This is a genomic window from Rhizobium sp. LjRoot254 (assembly GCF_964254105.1).
In the GTDB taxonomy this organism is placed as follows: Bacteria; Pseudomonadota; Alphaproteobacteria; order Rhizobiales; family Rhizobiaceae; genus Rhizobium_E.
The window spans coordinates 2,600,855-2,615,955 of record NZ_CAXUSM020000001.1 but is presented as its reverse complement, the minus strand read 5'-3'; the positions used below and the strand labels follow the sequence as shown (position 1 = coordinate 2,615,955).

The 15,101-nt window shown below is 60.2% G+C and carries 21 protein-coding genes; 7 read left to right on the top strand and 14 right to left on the bottom strand.

Going from position 1 to position 15,101, the window contains the following annotated elements:
• Positions 1-28: 28 nt before the first annotated feature.
• The 3 genes from ACSQ26_RS12885 to ACSQ26_RS12875 are packed head-to-tail and all read right to left on the bottom strand — an operon-like array spanning position 29 to position 1,380.
• Positions 29-391 (bottom strand): hypothetical protein, encoded by a 363-nt coding sequence (locus tag ACSQ26_RS12885; RefSeq protein ID WP_436009324.1) that lies wholly within the window; start codon positions 389-391, stop codon positions 29-31.
• A 12-nt stretch (positions 392-403) separates the two neighbouring features.
• Positions 404-880, bottom strand: a complete 477-nt coding sequence (locus tag ACSQ26_RS12880) for an SRPBCC family protein (protein ID WP_436009322.1) — start codon at positions 878-880, stop codon at positions 404-406.
• An 11-nt stretch (positions 881-891) separates the two neighbouring features.
• Complete coding sequence (locus ACSQ26_RS12875) at positions 892-1,380, bottom strand: SRPBCC domain-containing protein (RefSeq protein ID WP_436009320.1); 489 nt, start codon at positions 1,378-1,380, stop codon at positions 892-894.
• A gap of 50 nt (positions 1,381-1,430) precedes the next feature.
• Here ACSQ26_RS12875 and ACSQ26_RS12870 point away from each other — a divergent pair, with 50 nt between their 5' ends.
• The gene (locus ACSQ26_RS12870) at positions 1,431-1,763 is read left to right on the top strand and encodes an ArsR/SmtB family transcription factor (RefSeq protein WP_436009318.1); all 333 of its coding nucleotides are present in this window, start codon (positions 1,431-1,433) and stop codon (positions 1,761-1,763) included.
• 18 nt (positions 1,764-1,781) lie between these two features.
• On the opposite strand, the gene ACSQ26_RS12865 is transcribed toward ACSQ26_RS12870, so the two are convergent.
• The 3 genes from ACSQ26_RS12865 to ACSQ26_RS12855 all read right to left on the bottom strand — a co-directional run bounded on the left by ACSQ26_RS12865 (position 1,782) and on the right by ACSQ26_RS12855 (position 5,031).
• A complete protein-coding gene (locus ACSQ26_RS12865) occupies positions 1,782-2,822 on the bottom strand; it encodes an aldo/keto reductase (protein WP_436009316.1) in 1,041 nt (346 codons plus the stop codon).
• Between the two features lie 405 nt (positions 2,823-3,227).
• The gene (locus ACSQ26_RS12860) at positions 3,228-4,418 is read right to left on the bottom strand and encodes a hypothetical protein (RefSeq protein ID WP_436009314.1); all 1,191 of its coding nucleotides are present in this window, start codon (positions 4,416-4,418) and stop codon (positions 3,228-3,230) included.
• 205 nt (positions 4,419-4,623) lie between these two features.
• Positions 4,624-5,031 carry a hypothetical protein gene (locus ACSQ26_RS12855; protein WP_436009312.1) on the bottom strand — a complete coding sequence of 136 codons (408 nt, stop codon included), beginning with the start codon at positions 5,029-5,031 and terminating at the stop codon, positions 4,624-4,626.
• A gap of 210 nt (positions 5,032-5,241) precedes the next feature.
• Here ACSQ26_RS12855 and parC point away from each other — a divergent pair, with 210 nt between their 5' ends.
• Positions 5,242-7,491: a DNA topoisomerase IV subunit A gene (parC, locus tag ACSQ26_RS12850; RefSeq protein ID WP_436009310.1), complete on the top strand. Its 2,250-nt coding sequence runs from the start codon at positions 5,242-5,244 to the stop codon at positions 7,489-7,491.
• Here parC and ACSQ26_RS12845 read toward each other — a convergent pair whose 3' ends face one another.
• The 7 genes from ACSQ26_RS12845 to hemB form a co-directional block, all read right to left on the bottom strand.
• Positions 7,492-7,875, bottom strand: a complete 384-nt coding sequence (locus tag ACSQ26_RS12845) for a type II toxin-antitoxin system death-on-curing family toxin (protein ID WP_436009308.1) — start codon at positions 7,873-7,875, stop codon at positions 7,492-7,494.
• Positions 7,872-8,093: an AbrB/MazE/SpoVT family DNA-binding domain-containing protein gene (locus tag ACSQ26_RS12840; RefSeq protein WP_436009306.1), complete on the bottom strand. Its 222-nt coding sequence runs from the start codon at positions 8,091-8,093 to the stop codon at positions 7,872-7,874. Before ACSQ26_RS12840 ends, ACSQ26_RS12845 begins: the two co-directional genes overlap by 4 nt.
• A 48-nt stretch (positions 8,094-8,141) precedes the next feature.
• Positions 8,142-9,023: a DMT family transporter gene (locus ACSQ26_RS12835; protein WP_436009304.1), complete on the bottom strand. Its 882-nt coding sequence runs from the start codon at positions 9,021-9,023 to the stop codon at positions 8,142-8,144.
• Between the two features lie 23 nt (positions 9,024-9,046).
• Complete coding sequence (locus ACSQ26_RS12830; RefSeq protein ID WP_436009302.1) at positions 9,047-9,805, bottom strand: arginyltransferase; 759 nt, start codon at positions 9,803-9,805, stop codon at positions 9,047-9,049.
• 88 nt (positions 9,806-9,893) lie between these two features.
• Positions 9,894-10,358 (bottom strand): RDD family protein, encoded by a 465-nt coding sequence (locus ACSQ26_RS12825; RefSeq protein ID WP_436009300.1) that lies wholly within the window; start codon positions 10,356-10,358, stop codon positions 9,894-9,896.
• A gap of 89 nt (positions 10,359-10,447) precedes the next feature.
• Entirely contained in the window at positions 10,448-10,618 is a 171-nt protein-coding gene (locus ACSQ26_RS12820) for a hypothetical protein (protein WP_436009298.1), read from the bottom strand.
• 152 nt (positions 10,619-10,770) lie between these two features.
• The gene (gene hemB / locus ACSQ26_RS12815) at positions 10,771-11,784 is read right to left on the bottom strand and encodes a porphobilinogen synthase (RefSeq protein WP_436009296.1); all 1,014 of its coding nucleotides are present in this window, start codon (positions 11,782-11,784) and stop codon (positions 10,771-10,773) included.
• Positions 11,785-11,949: 165 nt separating this feature from the next.
• Between hemB and ACSQ26_RS12810 the strand changes: the two genes are divergently transcribed.
• Positions 11,950-12,387, top strand: a complete 438-nt coding sequence (locus tag ACSQ26_RS12810) for a DUF6163 family protein (RefSeq protein WP_436009294.1) — start codon at positions 11,950-11,952, stop codon at positions 12,385-12,387.
• 148 nt (positions 12,388-12,535) lie between these two features.
• Positions 12,536-13,045, top strand: a complete 510-nt coding sequence (gene ldtR, locus ACSQ26_RS12805; RefSeq protein WP_258161658.1) for a transcriptional regulator LdtR — start codon at positions 12,536-12,538, stop codon at positions 13,043-13,045.
• Positions 13,046-13,159: 114 nt separating this feature from the next.
• Here ldtR and ACSQ26_RS12800 read toward each other — a convergent pair whose 3' ends face one another.
• Positions 13,160-13,393 (bottom strand): hypothetical protein, encoded by a 234-nt coding sequence (locus ACSQ26_RS12800; RefSeq protein ID WP_436009292.1) that lies wholly within the window; start codon positions 13,391-13,393, stop codon positions 13,160-13,162.
• Positions 13,394-13,588: 195 nt separating this feature from the next.
• On the opposite strand from ACSQ26_RS12800, the gene ACSQ26_RS12795 reads away from it, so the two are divergent.
• The 3 genes from ACSQ26_RS12795 to ACSQ26_RS12785 all read left to right on the top strand — a co-directional run bounded on the left by ACSQ26_RS12795 (position 13,589) and on the right by ACSQ26_RS12785 (position 15,001).
• Positions 13,589-13,945, top strand: coding sequence for a hypothetical protein (locus tag ACSQ26_RS12795; protein ID WP_436009290.1), 357 nt, complete (start codon positions 13,589-13,591; stop codon positions 13,943-13,945).
• A 62-nt stretch (positions 13,946-14,007) separates the two neighbouring features.
• Complete coding sequence (locus ACSQ26_RS12790; RefSeq protein ID WP_436009288.1) at positions 14,008-14,298, top strand: ribbon-helix-helix domain-containing protein; 291 nt, start codon at positions 14,008-14,010, stop codon at positions 14,296-14,298.
• A gap of 109 nt (positions 14,299-14,407) precedes the next feature.
• On the top strand, positions 14,408-15,001 hold the full coding sequence (locus ACSQ26_RS12785; RefSeq protein ID WP_436009286.1) for a hypothetical protein: 594 nt from the start codon (positions 14,408-14,410) through the stop codon (positions 14,999-15,001).
• The last annotated feature ends 100 nt before the right edge of the window (positions 15,002-15,101 follow it).

Sequence of the window (15,101 nt, the reverse complement as noted above, 5' to 3'; positions counted from 1 at the left end):
CGGCGCCTGGCGGAATTTCCATTGTGACTCACCAAGCATCCGGCGTGCGCACCATGTGTACGATATTGGCCGGGTTCATGATCCAGCCGCCCTTGAAATCCGGGCCGAGATCCTCGATTTGGTCGCAACGGACGGCGCCACCGGTTTCGAGACGGGTGAGGGCAACCTGGTGGTCGTCGGTGAAGAGCTCAAGCCAGACTTCGGCCTGGGTGTAGTTTGGCGCCTCGTCGATCCAGAGCCTGTTGGGGCCGAGGATGAAGCCAACGGCCGGGGCCTTGGTGTCGAAGGAAGGCAGCTTCACCACGTCGCGGTAAAAGGCGATGACGGCTTCGTACTGATGCGACGGCACTTTCATGGCGATGTTGACGCCGCCCTTGATCTCTGATGTCATGGTGCTGTTCCTCTATCTGTCCTGCCAGCCGTCAACCCGCTTTGTGGGGTGCCGGTCGAGTACGAAGTTCGGCTCGATACCGTGCTCGAGCCAGATCTTTGCGCCAGCCAGGACCAGGACAAAACCTTCTGTGGAGTCGAGTACCGCCTGTAGCCGGGCGTCGTCATCCCCCTTGAAGCCGCTGTTTTCGACTTCGACCCAGGTCTGGCCGGAACGGTGTTCCCTGAAACGCCATTCGACCTGCGTGGGATTGCCTTCCGTATCCCACAGGATGCGGATAAGCCTGTGGGGTTCGATGGCGAGCACGCGTACATGCGTCGTGAATCCGTACATCTCCCAGGTCCAATCGAGTTCGGCGCCCTCGGTCAGGCGCGCCGAGCCATGGGTGAACCAGAAGCGGGCGGTGATCGTGGGGTCGGCGAAGGCCTCGAAGACGTCGGGAACCGGACGTCGGATGAGGAGTTCGCTTCGGGCAATGAGTTCGGTCATGGCAAGGCTCCTTACATCTCGATATTCTGCTCTGATGCGACCACACCCTTCATCTCGGAGGGATAGTAGCCGTCGCGCAGGTTGATGCCGTATTCGACATAGGCCTTCATGCACGCCAGCATCTGCGACCAGCCCTCGCAATTCATGTAGGACGATTTCTGGCCGCGCGCGTTCTCGCGCCAGCCGGTTTCGGCGATCGTTACCATGGTGCCGCCGTCGTCCAGCTGCTTGAAACGCATCTCAACCCTGGTCTTGTAGGCGTCCTCGCCCTCGTCGACCATCGCATCCCAGCGGAAGACGATCTTCCGGTTCTCCTCGACCTCATCGACGATAACAGGCGCCATGCCGAACCAGGTCACGGTCGTGCCGGCGACCAAGGGCGCACTCGCGCCCCCGATGGTGGTGAAATAGCCTGAGAGCTTGGTGGGGTTGACGACGGCGTCGAAGACTTCCGCCACGGGGCGGCCAATGCGGCCGTTCACACGAAATTCCAGCGTCATGCTGTCCTCCATCGTTTGACTGGCAGTAGAATATGTTATAAAAACATAACATGTCAAGCGATTCAAAAGACGACGAGATTTTCAAGGCGCTGGCGAACGGCACGCGCCGGCGAATGCTGGACACGATCAGGGATGCACCGCGGACAACGGGCGCGCTCTGCGAGGCGTTTCCTGACATGGATCGCTGCACGGTCATGCAGCATCTCAAAGTGCTGGAAAATGCCGGCCTGGTGCTGGTGACGCGCGAGGGCAGGGAGCGGTGGAACCACCTCAATGCCATGCCGATCCAGGAGATCCACGACCGCTGGATCAGCCAATATGCGGGGCATGCGATGAGTGTGCTGACGGCGATGCAGGCTGGGATGGATGGCCCACCCCGGTAACGGGGCGGGCCGGTTCTTCTACTTCTTGAGCGGCGCCAGCCGCGCGAACTGCGCTTCCTGCTGGCGAGTCAGCATCCAGCCGGGATATTCGGCGGGCAGCGCGCTGACGGCGTCGAGCTTTTCCATCTCTTCCGAAGTCAGTTCGATCTCGGTCGCGGCAAGATTGTCGTCGAGCTGCTCGGTGTTCTTGGCGCCGATGATGACCGACATCACGAAGCGCTTGTTGAGCACGTAGGCGAGCGCGATCCGGGCGATGGAGACGCCGCGCGCCTCGGCGATCTCGCGCATCACGTCGATGCAATCGAACGCGCGATCCTTGTTCAGCGGCGGGAAATCGAAGGTCACGCGGCGAGCATCGTTCGGGCCGCCGCCTTCCCTGGCGTATTTACCCGAGAGGAAGCCGCCGGCGAGCGGGCTCCACACCATCAGGCCGAGCTTCTCGCTCTCGAGCAACGGCACGATCTCGCGTTCGAGATCGCGCCCGGCGATGGTGTAATAGGCCTGGAGGGTGACGGGCTTGGCGTAGTCGTGTTTGTCGGCGACGCCGAGCGCCTTGGTGATGCGCCATGCCTGCCAGTTGGAAATGCCCCAGTAGCGGACATGACCCTGGCGGACGAGGTCTTCCATGGCGCGCACCGTCTCCTCGACCGGCGTGATCGGGTCGGTGCCGTGGATCTGGTAGAGGTCGATATAGTCGGTGCCGAGACGCTTGAGGCTCGCCTTGACGCCATCCATGATGTGGCCGCGCGAGGAGGAACCGTCGTTTCGTCCGGTGCCCATCGAGCCGAAGACCTTGGTGGCGAGCACGATGTCGGTGCGCGGGCGGCCGGAATTCTTCATCGCCTGGCCGGTGATTTCTTCCGAGACACCTTCGGAATAGACATCCGCCGTATCGATGAAATTGACGCCGGCATCGAGCGCCTTAGCGACGATATTGTCGGCAACGGATTGATCGAGTTGGCCGATGGCGGTCCAGAAGCCCTTGCCGCCGAAGGTCATCGTACCAAGGCAGATTTCGGATACGGCAAGGCCGGTATTCCCTAACGTTTTATAGCGCATAGCGGAAATCCTTGAGAGAGATTTTTAGAAGATACGGTCGGGCCGGCGTACGCGCAGAAAGGCGGCGGGGGTCCGAAGGAGCCGGCTGGGAGGGACGCGATTACGTGGCCGGCTGATGAATATATTGCGCCGCAACAGGCGCGTTTCAAGCGCTGGCCGCAAATAATGCCGGACCTCGTTTCGTCAGTGCTGATCGCCTCCTATGTCGGCACCGTCACGGGCCGCTGGCGGAGCGGGGTGTCGCTCGCGGTCGCGCTCGGCCTGTCCTATGCGGTGATGTACCTGATCCTCAGGGTTGCGGGCGGCGTGAGCCGCCCGGATCGATCGACACCCAGAAAGCACAAAAAACCCGGAAGGCTTGGCCTTCCGGGTTTCCATTTTGCGATGTTTATTAAGAACCGCCGATCAATCGTTCGCAGTCACCTGGACATTAAGCGTCTTGACCAGGTTGGCCGGATCGCCCATGGCGGCACCCATGATCTGCGGGGCGGCGAGCGGCTGGGCCGGGTTGGCCGAGACGGTCAGGCTCTTCGGATCGTCGAGATAGGCATTCGCCGCGGCTTCGATCTGCTTCTGCAGGTCGGGCATGTTCATGGCGCCGAGCATCATCGGCAGCATGCCCTTGAGCGACTGCGCCATCTGCTTGCCGTCCACGCCCTGCTGCTTGCCGGCGAATTCGAGCGCCTTGGCGGTGATGCCGGCGTCGTCGAAGCGGACCGAGGCGCCGTTGTAGATCAACTGCTGCATCAGGCCCATCATGGACATGCCGAGTGCCTGCTGGCCGGCGGCCTTGTCAGGATTGGTCTCGGAAGCCTTGACCGCATCCTGCATCGCCTTGATGAAATCGAGCGTGTAGCCCGACATCGAGAAATTGATGTCCAGGCGGCCGACATTGTCGAAATCGAAGGCATATTCGCTCATTTCGAACTTGCCGTCGGCGACGGTCCACGAGCCCTTCATCGTGACTTCGCCCTTGACGTTCTGCAGGCCGAGTGCGGCGATGGCTTCCTGCGCCTTCGGATCGGGAGCGGTGGTCATGTCGATATTGACCCCGGAAATGGTGGCGTCGAAATCGAACTTGCTCTGGTCTTCGGCGGCGGTGAGATTGCCCTCGGCGCCCTCGAGCGAGAAGACCTGCTTGCCCTGCGCCGATACGGTGACCGGGCCGACGGCGAAGTTTTCATAGAGCATCATGGAATCGATCGTGCCGGGCTTCGGCTCGTTGGGGATGTAGACGCCGCCGATGCTCATGCCGGTGGCGGTGATCGTCGCGCCTTCCTGCGTGGTGTTGATATCGGAAAATGCGATCTTCTCGATCGTGTAGCCTTCGTCACCCTCTTCGACATTTTCCAGCGTCACGTCACCGATCGGGAAGGACTTGCCGTCCGTGCCGGCGGCGATCACGGTGACACCGGTCAGCTTCACATTGGCGCCATCGACGGAGGTCGAAGCAGCCTCGATCTTGCCGCCCTGGACGCTGTAAACCGCGTTGATCTTGGCGAGCACGTCATTGCCGTCGAGCGCGAAGGCCGAATTTGCAAAGCCGAGAAACGCGGTGCCGGCGAGCAACACGCTGAAGGAGCGGTTCAATTTCATGGGTGGTCCCTTTCTAGAGGTCAGAATTCGGTTGGAATGCATCCACAGGCAAAAACGGTTGATGCGCCGTTTATATTCTCAGTGAAGGCAATATCCCACTGGAATTCGGACTTTTTTTGGGGAACTCGCGGCTATGGTAACCGCGAGTCTAAGTGGCCGGATAACTTTGCATGAACCGGCTCGCACGAGCCGGTCCATGCGGATATCACTTGACGTTGACCGTGTAGCTCCAATGCTTGGCGGAGCCGTAACTCGCGCCCGGCGCCAGGCCAGGAACGCTCATCGTGAAGCCGAACTTGTCCGGTCCGCGATAGCCCTTGTTGGGCGTGTACCAGACGGCGAGTCCGCGCGCTGGCCGACCCTTGCAGCCGCCCTTTGAATTCATCTTCGACATCCGCCATTCCGTCCTCAGCGTGCCGTTTTGCGGCTTGCGGTTGACGCGGACGACTGGCTTGCCCATCGATTCGCAGCCATATTCGAGCGACGTGTAGAAATAGAAGAAGCCGACTGGATTGACCACATTGGCCTTGGCGTCGAGGCTTTCGGCGGATGCCGGAGCCCAAATGGAGAGAAGCAGCGCAAGCGCTGCCGTGATTTGAATGATAATGCGCATGGATGCCCCTGAACTATACTTGCATATGGCGCGTAATGGTTGCGCCGCCATCGCTGATAGCAGGAAATATATTTGCCATTCAATCCACCCGTGATGATTTTCCGAGTTGCAGTTAATGCGTGTCAATTCGGCATCTATCCCGACGGGCTATCCACAGCGCAATCACGTGGAATCCTTGCCCTTTCCGGCTCGTTTGGCTAAAGCGAATCCATGGCAAGCATCGAAAAGCCGCCCGGCGGCGGCGACCACATCCAGCCGGTCGATCTGAAGACAGCTCTCGAGGAGCGGTATCTCGCTTACGCGCTCTCGACGATCATGCATCGTGCGCTGCCTGACGTCCGCGACGGCCTCAAGCCGGTGCATCGCCGCATCGTCCACGCGATGAGCGAGATGGGCGTGCGACCCAATACCGCCTACAAGAAATGCGCCCGTATCGTCGGCGACGTGATGGGTAAATTCCATCCGCATGGCGACCAGTCGATCTACGATGCGCTGGTGCGCCTGTCGCAGGAATTCGCCATCCGCTATCCGATTGTCGATGGCCAGGGCAATTTCGGCAATATCGACGGCGATAACCCGGCGGCCATGCGTTACACGGAAGCACGGATGACCGAGGTCGCCTCGCTGCTGCTCGAAGGCATCGGCGAGGATGCGGTCGATTTCCGCCCGACCTACAACGAGGAAGACGAAGAGCCCGTCGTGTTGCCGGGCGCGTTCCCCAATCTTCTTGCCAATGGCTCGTCCGGCATCGCTGTCGGCATGGCGACCAACATCCCGCCGCACAATGTGCATGAACTCTGCGATGCCGCACTGCTGCTGATCAAGAAACCCGATGCGACCATCGAGGACCTTGTCGAGCACGTCGCGGGTCCGGATTTCCCCACGGGCGGCACGATCATCGACAACAAGAAGACGATCATCGACGCCTATGCGACCGGCCGCGGCGGCTTCCGCGTGCGCGCCAAGTGGGTGCAGGAGGATCTCGGCCGCGGCGGCTACCAGATCATCATCACCGAAATTCCCTACCAGGTGCAGAAGTCGCGGCTGATCGAGAAGATCGCCGAACTGCTGCTCGCCCGCCGGCTGCCGCTGCTCGAGGATATCCGCGACGAATCCGCCGAGGACGTGCGGATCGTGCTGATCCCCAAGAGCCGCACCGTCGATCCGGCGCTGCTGATGGAGCAGCTCTATCGGCTGACCGAGCTCGAGAACCGCATCTCGCTCAACATGAACGTGCTTTCCATGGGCAAGGTGCCCAGGGTCATGTCGCTGAAAGAGGTGCTGGTCGAGTGGCTGGCGCACCGCAAGGAAGTGCTGATCCGCCGCTCGCGGCATCGTCTGGCGGCGATCGAGCGCAGGCTGGAAATTCTCGGCGGCTACCTGATCGCCTATCTCAATATCGATGAGGTGATCCGCATCATCCGCGAGGAGGATGAGCCGAAGCAGGAGATGATGGAGAGGTTCAGCCTCACCGACCTGCAGGCGGAATCGATCCTCAACATGCGGCTGCGCTCCTTGCGCAAGCTGGAAGAATTCGAGATCCGCACCGAGTTCGACAATCTCTCCACGGAGAAGGCGGGTATCGAGGCGCTGCTCGCCTCCGAGGACAAGCAGTGGACCACCATCGCCTGGGAAGTCGGCGAGGTGAAGAAGAAATTCGCCAAGGCAACGCCGCTCGGCCGTCGCCGCACCGATTTCGCCGATGCGCCGGAGACCGACGAAGAGGCGATCAGCCAGGCGATGATCGAGAAGGAGCCGGTGACGGTCGTCGTTTCGGAGAAGGGCTGGATCCGCGCACTGAAGGGCCATACGACGGATCGTGCGGCGCTGCAGTTCAAGGAAGGCGACAGCCTCAAGATCGCCTTCAACGCCCAGACCACCGACAAGGTGATCATTTTCACGACCGGCGGCAAGGCGTTTACGCTCGGCGCCGACAAGCTGCCGGGCGGGCGCGGTCATGGCGAGCCGCTTCGCATCATGATCGACATGGACAACGACCAGGACGTGCTGACCGCCTTCGTGCTCGACACGTCGCGCAAGCTGGTTGTGGCCTCGCACCAGGGCTATGGCTTCCTGGTACCCGAGGGAGAACTCGTCGCCAATACCCGCAAGGGCAAGCAGATCCTTAATGTGTCGATGCCCGACGAGGCCAAGCTCGTGATCCCCGCCAAGGGCGATCATGTCGCCGTGGTCGGCGAGAACCGCAAGATGCTGGTCTTCCCGGCGGCGCAATTACCGGAGATGAGCCGCGGCAAGGGCGTCCGTCTGCAACGCTTCAAGGACGGCGGCATTTCCGACCTCCGCGTGTTCAACATGGAGGAGGGGCTCTCCTGGGACGATTCCGCCGGCCGCAATTTCGTGCGCAAGCGGGAAGAGCTTGCGGAATGGACGGGTGATCGGGCCACGGCGGGCCGGACGGTGCCTAAGGGTTTCCCGAGGTCGGGCAAGTTCGCGGGTTGATCAGAGCGGGACGGTGAAATCGCGGAGAAACCGCGTGGCGCCGTCCTCGTCGATTTCGCCGGCTGCGAGCATCATCATTGCCGCGTAGGCTTCGGCGTTCGTTGCCATGAACCGGAAGCCGTTCATTTCTAGAAAGACGATTGCGGAGATGAGCGCGATGCGTCGATTGCCTTCGATGAAAGGGCAGTTCATCGTTAGCGAATAAAAATAGGCGGCTGCCAGCGTGGCGATGTCCGTTTCTCCGAACGCTGCCTTGTTCTTTGCTCGTGCCAGCGCGGATTCAAGACTGCCTTCGTCGCGCACGCCCTTCTCTCCGCCGAGCCGGCCAGTCTGGACCGAATGGAAGCGTTCGACGAACTTCCGTTCCAGGAAAACGACTGTCATTCGGCAAGCTTCTTCAACGCTACCCTGTATTTTTCCATGACGATCCGCGCTGCCGCGATCTGCCGTTGAAAGTTCACGTCCGTGGTGTGAAGGGTCAGCTTCCCGTCCTCTGCGACGAGTTCGAGATCGTCGCCCTCCCGAAGTGCGTATCGATCAAGGATTTCCTTGGGAAGTATGACACCGAGCGAATTGCCGACGCGACGAAGCCTGATTTCCATGAACGCCTCCCATGTTATAATTAAATTATAACATGGGATTTGTCTGCGTCAATGCAGCGGTATCTCGTCCCGTCGCATCGTATGCGTTGAGTGCCACACCAGCGCGATGAGAATGATCGCGCCGCCGATCAAGGTCGGCACCGGCGGTTCCTCGGTGAAGATCAGCCACACCCAGACTGGCGCCAGCACCGTTTCGAGCAGGTAGAACATGCCGGTTTCGGCGGCTGAGAGATATTTCGGGCCGATGGCGAGCGCCCAGAAGGCGAAGGGCGTGATGATGATGCCGTTGAGGATGATCCAGAACGGGTCGTTGATCTGGTAGCCGCTCCCCTTCATCATCACCAGACCGCCGACGATTGCCGGCAGGATCGCCGCCACCATCGGCGTGAAGCCGAAATCCTGGCGCGAGGCGCGGCTATAGGTGAGGGCACCAGCGATGGCGAGTGCGGAGGCCGCCGCCGACAGGTCGCCCCAGACGTGACCGCTTTCGAGGCCGTTCGAGACGATGATCAGCACGCCTATCGTCATCGCCGCCATGGCGACGAAGGTGGCGCGGCGCGGCTTCTCGCGCAGGAAGATCCACGACAGCAGCGCGCCGAACATCGGATTGAAGGCGAGGATAAAGGCGACATTGGCCGACGTCGTGTTGAACACCGCCAGCATGAAGGTGATCGTCCCCGTGGCATAGAGCATCGAGACCACGACGCCGGGAAGACCCGGCACCAGTGTCGGCGTCTTCCCAGTGATCATCCGGATCACCCAGATCGCGAGCAAAGCCACGGCCACGGTGAAGATCGACCGCATGAACAGGATCGACCAGATATCGCCATCCGCAAGCCGTACGACGGGAATATCGAAGGACAGTGCCAGGCCGCCGCAAAAGGTCAGCAAGACGCCCTTCATGTGAGGGGACAATTTTGAAAAGGGCATGATGCGGGAATCCGCGAAAGGAATTATTCTGCGGGAGGGGTGTAGCGGGTCCAGCCCTGCATGAGAAGATGCTCCTGCGGCAGGAAGCGGGTCTTATACGTCATCTTCCGCGAACCCTCGACCCAGTAGCCGAGATAAACATGCGGCAGGCCCTTGGCCTTCGCGCGGCGGATATGGTCGAGGATCATAAAGGTGCCGAGCGAGCGGTCGGTGAGCGACGGATCGTAATAGGAATAGACCATGGAGAGGCCGTCGGCCATCGAATCGGTGAGCGCCACGGCAACCAGCCTTCCGGCCGGTTTTTCGGCGATGCCGTCGCCTTCTTCGCGAATCCGGTATTCGATTATCCTGGTGTTCACATGCGTGTCCTCGATCATCATTGCATAATCGAGCACGGTCATGTCGGACATGCCGCCTTTCTGGTGGCGGCTGTCGAGATATTGCCGGAACAGCGCGAACTGTTCGGTCGAGGGTTCGGCGGGATACTCCTTGGCCAGCAGATCGGTATTGCCGGCAACCGCCCGCTTCATCGATTTTGTCGGCTCGAATTCGTCGACGATGATGCGAACCGAGACGCAGGCGCGGCAGTTCTCGCAGGCCGGGCGATAGGCAATGTTCTGCGACCGGCGGAACCCGCCCTGGGTGAGGATATCGTTCATCTCCGGCGCGCGCTGGCCGACGAGATGCGTAAAGACCTTGCGCTCGGTCTGGCCCGGCAGATAGGGGCAGGGCGCGGGGGCCGTCATGAAAAACTGCGGCGAAGGGTGGACCTGCGTATTCATTCTCTAGAGAGATTCTCTCGCCATTGGCTATTCGACCAAGCATGGCGAAAGATTATGAAACGTCAATCCCGGATTATTGCGAGAGTTCTCAACGGAATGTCGCGCTGGCGCGCATCATGCAGGTGCCGAGCAGCATATCGTGGATCAGCCGCTTGCGCGAGGTGAACAGGCCAGCCAGGAGCAGGAACGGCGTCAGCACCGAATTGATGACCCAGAAGGCGATGACATGGACGACTGCGATCGAAAAATCGATGCGGCGGCCATCGTCGCGCTCCATCGTCAGGTCCATCACCTGCATCCCGGGCGTCGCCTGGCGCTCCGAACTCAGCGTCAGCGCGAAATAGAGGCCCGCGACGATGAAGAAGGAGACTGGATAAAGCATGAAACCCAAGCCCAACGTCAGGATCGAGAAGAAGAACAGGATCACCCAGGCCGGCACCAACAGCACCGCGATCAGCATGTAGTCGATGACGAATGCCAGGACGCGTCGCGTCAACACGCCGTCGAAGGCATGGTCGAGATATTGCCCGTCCTGTTGATATGCATCAGTCATCGCAGTCATCCCATTGCCAAACACTCGACTGAGAGATGGACATTGAAGCGCGCCGGCGCAAGAGTTTGGCGAATTTCGTTCGCGGTTTATTAGCGCAGATGAATCTTCGAGAAGACGTCGGGGTCTACCCCAAGCGTACGAAGGTCACGCGAGCGGGGCTGGTGGCCGCTTTCGGCTGCTGCGGCGGCCGCGACTGCCGCGCCAAACACCGTGAGGGCACGGCCAAGGTAATTTGAAGTCCTGGATTGGATGCGGGACATCGGGATTCTCCTTTGTTAATTCTGCATTACAGTTGGTGTGGCAGCGTCGATGCTGCAACGCACAATTCAACATCTCTGATATGCAAAACAGGACCATCCTCCAGTCGGGCCATGCCGGGAAGGGTTCCGAATGCCTTGGAACAGCGTCGCAATCAGCGCTTTGCGAGCAGCCTTGCCACGTCCATGGCGAAATAGGTCAGGATGCCGTCGCAGCCGGCACGCTTGAACGAGAGCAGCTGTTCGAGCATCACCCGCTCGCCATCGATCCAGCCTTGCGCTGCGGCGGCCTTCACCATCGTGTATTCGCCCGACACCTGGTAGGCGAAGACGGGCAGGCCGAACTCCTGCTTGATGCGCCAGCAGATGTCGAGATAGGGCAGCCCCGGCTTGACCATCAGCATGTCGGCGCCTTCCTCGACATCGAGCGCCGCATCGCGCAGCGCCTCGGTGCCGTTGGCGGGATCGATGTAATAGGTCTTCTTGTCGCCCTTGAGCAGGCCACTGGTCGAGATCGCCTCGCGATAAGGTCCGTAATGAGCGGATGCGAATTTCGTCGCATAGGACATGATGCCGACATCCTGGTGCCCGGCCGCATCCAGCGCCCCGCGGATCGCGCCGACCCGGCCGTCCATCATGTCGGAAGGCGCGATAATATCGGAACCGGCATCGGCCTGCATGACGGCTGCGCGTGCGATCGCATCCACGGTCTCGTCATTGACGATGATGCCGCCGCGCAGGATGCCGTCATGGCCGTGGCTGGTGAACGGGTCGAGCGCCACATCGGTGATGATGCCGATCCCGGGCACCGCCTTCTTGATCGCCCGGGTCGCCTCGTTGATCAGGTTGCTTTCGACCAGCGAATGCGAGCCTGTCTCGTCACGCAGCGAAAGATCCTCGTTGGGGAAGGTGGCGAGGGCGGGAATGCCGAGGTCGGCCGCCTGCTTCGCGGCTTCCACGGCCTTGTCGATGCTCATCCGGTTGACGCCGGGCATGGCCGGGATCGGCTCGATGATACCCGAGCCCGCGACAATGAAGATCGGCCAGATCAGGTCGTCCACCGTCAACTGGTTTTCACGCACCATGCGACGCGTCCAGTCGGCCTTGCGATTGCGCCGCATGCGGCGGTGGCCGGTGATGTGGTCCACGAGATGGGTTCTGTCGGTCATCCTGCTCGTCCTTCGATCGATCCGGGTGCCGGATTAGCATGTGCATTGACAAAAGGAAAAGGGATTGCCGGGCCGGGGAGGGCGGCGGATCGTCCCATTATTGGATTGGAGGCCCGATTCCGCCCAAGACTGTTCATCGGAGTTTCGATCGGCTAGAAACGCGATATGACCGATACCGAGACATTGCCGCAGCGGACTTTCTTCCTGCCGGAACTTCTGATGACGATCTTCATGCGCATGGTGGCTGTCGCCTGCCTGTGGTTTGCGCTCGACATCTGGTCGGACCTGATCGGATACGGCTCGAACGGCATATTGCGCTTCGACCTCTTGGACACCGACATGCAGGCGGCGGCGGCGGCACTTTCGGTGCTCTACCCGGTGGCGGCCATCGGCCTGTGGCTCAAGGGCTCCTGGGGACCCGTGGTCTGGACGGTGACTGCGGCGGTGGAAGTCGCGCGCCACGAGAGCTTTCCAGGCATCTTCGGAACCTCGGGTCCGACCCTGCTGATGATCGTCTCGACGGTGGCGCTTTACTTGGCGCTGAGGATCACATTGTGGCTGAAAAAGCCGGTCAGGGCGGGCCCCAAATTGGCGGCCAGGTAACGGCTTGTTGACCAAGACAGATGGAATGAAAGCAGTAAGAGCCTGTTAATCCTATGATTTAAGTAGAATTTTAGAGGCACGCGCTAATTTGCATCACATAAGGCGGACAGACAAAAACAAGACCGCCGTTAAACAGTGAGGCAGAAAAATGAACGCGAAGCTCAAGGCCCCCGTACAGGCGATCGATCCCTCCGAGCAGGTCATCCACAATCTCTATCTCGAAAGCGTGCATCTGGTCGAGCGGCTGCACCGCCGTCTCCTCGATGTCATCAAGGACGAGTTCGACCGCCAGGGCCGCGACGACATCAACGCCGTGCAGGCGCTTCTCCTCTTCAACATCGGCTCTTCGGAACTGACCGCCGGCGAACTGCGCTCACGCGGTTACTACATGGGCTCGAACGTGTCCTACAACGTCAAGAAGCTGGTCGACCTCGGCTTCATCAACCACGCCCGCTCCCGCATCGACCGCCGCTCGGTCCGCATCTCGCTGACCGACAAGGGCCAGGACGTCGCCGAAACAGTGGCAAAACTCTACCAGCGCCATGTCGGCTCGATCCACAAGGTCGGCGGCATCGGCACGGATGAGTTCGGCCAGATGAACAAGCTGCTGCAGAGATTGGATCGGTTCTGGAACGACCAGATTTTGTATCGGCTGTAATGGGCTAGGCAGACCGGACTGCATTTCCTCCAGTCATGCAGAACAGATGAAACGCGGCGTGGCGAAAGCTGCGTCGCGTTTTCGTATCTCATCCTCGATCGATCATCACCGCAATCAGCGCGGCAGCAGCTTGCGTCCGGCATTGCGGATCGTGATCATCGCATCCGCGCCCTGGCCGACGAGCCCGGCAGCCATGGCGCCTTCGAGGGCTTCGGTATAGTCCTTGCCTTCGAGCAGATGCTTCTTGGCATAGCTTTCGACGGCGCCGCGCGTCGCGGTCGGCGAGACGCCATATCTGTTGCTATGGAATGCATTGAGGATGATTTGGTACTTTTCTTCTGGCTTCATGGTCTCTCTCTGAATTGCTAAGGCCGTGCTATCAGTAAGCGGGCCGGTTTCATAGGGTCCTTATGGAAATCGGACGGGCTGTGGGCCATGCACGGTGAATTTCGTCTCTCCGCACGTGCTGCCTGTCCATTGACTTCCATCCCTCCAAGCCCAACATATCACCTGTGGTTGGAAGGTTTTGAAAGGTCAGGTCAGATGTTGTTATTCGTTCTCGGTGCATGCGCAGTGGCGCTGACTTTTGCCGCGATCAACCTGATGGCCGCCAAGAAGCGCCTCGTCGACCAGCAGATCGACCGGATCATCGCGCAGAAGCTGCTGACCCAGAGGGACGAGATGACCGTCGAGATTCTCGATCTCCGCGAAGCCAATGGCGTGATGCGCAACCTGCTCATGGACATCGCCGAGAACGAGGCGACGGCCAAGGTCGTCAACGACCTGCCCGAGGATGTGATGACCCGCATCGCCACCAACCGCGCCGCCCGCCGACGGGAACTGCTGGCGGAGGTCGACGCCGTGCTGCGGTCCGACGAGATGACCGACGCCAGCATGTAGGTCTCGCGTCCGGTAGGATTTTATGCTACTTTCTCGCAATGTGAGAAATGGAGGCAAAATCCATGCAGACTGCTGAAAAAATCTCGATCACCATGACGCCTGAAATGTTGCGCTCGATCCGCGAGAGCGTCGATGCTGGCGAATATGCCTCGACGAGCGAGGTGATACGGCACGCGATGCGGCTTTGGCAGCGGGATCGGGATGAGCATGCGGAGACGCTTGCGATGATGAAGAGACGCATCCGAAAGTCGCTCGATGATCCTCGTCCTGATCTAACCGAGGAAGAGGCGGAGGCCGTGATCGAAGCGATGTTCGAGCGAGTGGATCGGGAACTCGACAATGCGTCGTCTTAGGGTCTCGTATCTTGATTCCAAGGATCAAGACGAATTGCCTCCGTCAAATTAAACCCCGCCCCGAAACGTTCTTTCTCCAACAGGGCCGATAGCCCACCTGGAGATCAATATGAACGTTCTCAAAACCGTGCTGGCGATCGCCGCGCTCTTCTTCGTCGCATCCTGCACCATCGAATCCGACACCGTCCTGCCCGATCCGACGGCGGCGGGCGATGCGATTCCCGGCTTTCCCTCCGACAGACCTTTCCGGCTCGAAACATTCGAGAAGGACAAGCGGGCCTACAAGGCATTCGCGACGATTACGCCGGAGCGCGAAACCGAGGCGATGCGTTATATCGTGACCTTCGATGATGGCACGCCCAACCGGCTCGTCGTGCAGGCACGGAAGATCAGCGAGAACAATTATCTCATCCGCTTCGCCCAGACGATCGAGGGCTTGCGACCGAGCCTCAGCGAAAGCGGTCTCGGCTTCGTCACCATCCGCGATGACGAATACTACCTGATGAGCGGCATCACCGATGACGGTCAATTGGAGGAAATGTTCCCCGGCCAGACGCTGCCTCGCGGTGCCGGCACATCGACAATCAAGCTCGATACGATGGACCAGGCCAAGACGATTTCGGCGTGGTTCGGCGCCAACTTCCAGAAGCTCGCGGAGTACAAGGATTACACCAAGTTCAGGGTTGTGAAGGAACAGAACTGATGTTCCACACCATGCGATGAATTCAGCACAATGCCGCCACAATAATGTGACATCGACGCCACATGAGGGTGGCCAAACAGGGCAGGGATCGCCGCCGGAC

Bases quoted from the DNA above. Each gene is read 5' to 3' on its own strand.
- ACSQ26_RS12885 (WP_436009324.1), bottom strand. From the start codon at position 391: ATGACATCAGAGATCAAGGGCGGCGTCAACATCGCCATGAAAGTGCCG.
- ACSQ26_RS12880 (WP_436009322.1), bottom strand. From the start codon at position 880: ATGACCGAACTCATTGCCCGAAGCGAACTCCTCATCCGACGTCCGGTT.
- ACSQ26_RS12875 (WP_436009320.1), bottom strand. From the start codon at position 1,380: ATGACGCTGGAATTTCGTGTGAACGGCCGCATTGGCCGCCCCGTGGCG.
- ACSQ26_RS12870 (WP_436009318.1), top strand. From the start codon at position 1,431: ATGTCAAGCGATTCAAAAGACGACGAGATTTTCAAGGCGCTGGCGAAC.
- ACSQ26_RS12865 (WP_436009316.1), bottom strand. From the start codon at position 2,822: ATGCGCTATAAAACGTTAGGGAATACCGGCCTTGCCGTATCCGAAATC.
- ACSQ26_RS12860 (WP_436009314.1), bottom strand. From the start codon at position 4,418: ATGAAATTGAACCGCTCCTTCAGCGTGTTGCTCGCCGGCACCGCGTTT.
- ACSQ26_RS12855 (WP_436009312.1), bottom strand. From the start codon at position 5,031: ATGCGCATTATCATTCAAATCACGGCAGCGCTTGCGCTGCTTCTCTCC.
- parC (WP_436009310.1), top strand. From the start codon at position 5,242: ATGGCAAGCATCGAAAAGCCGCCCGGCGGCGGCGACCACATCCAGCCG.
- ACSQ26_RS12845 (WP_436009308.1), bottom strand. From the start codon at position 7,875: ATGACAGTCGTTTTCCTGGAACGGAAGTTCGTCGAACGCTTCCATTCG.
- ACSQ26_RS12840 (WP_436009306.1), bottom strand. From the start codon at position 8,093: ATGGAAATCAGGCTTCGTCGCGTCGGCAATTCGCTCGGTGTCATACTT.
- ACSQ26_RS12835 (WP_436009304.1), bottom strand. From the start codon at position 9,023: ATGCCCTTTTCAAAATTGTCCCCTCACATGAAGGGCGTCTTGCTGACC.
- ACSQ26_RS12830 (WP_436009302.1), bottom strand. From the start codon at position 9,805: ATGAATACGCAGGTCCACCCTTCGCCGCAGTTTTTCATGACGGCCCCC.
- ACSQ26_RS12825 (WP_436009300.1), bottom strand. From the start codon at position 10,358: ATGACTGATGCATATCAACAGGACGGGCAATATCTCGACCATGCCTTC.
- ACSQ26_RS12820 (WP_436009298.1), bottom strand. From the start codon at position 10,618: ATGTCCCGCATCCAATCCAGGACTTCAAATTACCTTGGCCGTGCCCTC.
- hemB (WP_436009296.1), bottom strand. From the start codon at position 11,784: ATGACCGACAGAACCCATCTCGTGGACCACATCACCGGCCACCGCCGC.
- ACSQ26_RS12810 (WP_436009294.1), top strand. From the start codon at position 11,950: ATGACCGATACCGAGACATTGCCGCAGCGGACTTTCTTCCTGCCGGAA.
- ldtR (WP_258161658.1), top strand. From the start codon at position 12,536: ATGAACGCGAAGCTCAAGGCCCCCGTACAGGCGATCGATCCCTCCGAG.
- ACSQ26_RS12800 (WP_436009292.1), bottom strand. From the start codon at position 13,393: ATGAAGCCAGAAGAAAAGTACCAAATCATCCTCAATGCATTCCATAGC.
- ACSQ26_RS12795 (WP_436009290.1), top strand. From the start codon at position 13,589: ATGTTGTTATTCGTTCTCGGTGCATGCGCAGTGGCGCTGACTTTTGCC.
- ACSQ26_RS12790 (WP_436009288.1), top strand. From the start codon at position 14,008: ATGCAGACTGCTGAAAAAATCTCGATCACCATGACGCCTGAAATGTTG.
- ACSQ26_RS12785 (WP_436009286.1), top strand. From the start codon at position 14,408: ATGAACGTTCTCAAAACCGTGCTGGCGATCGCCGCGCTCTTCTTCGTC.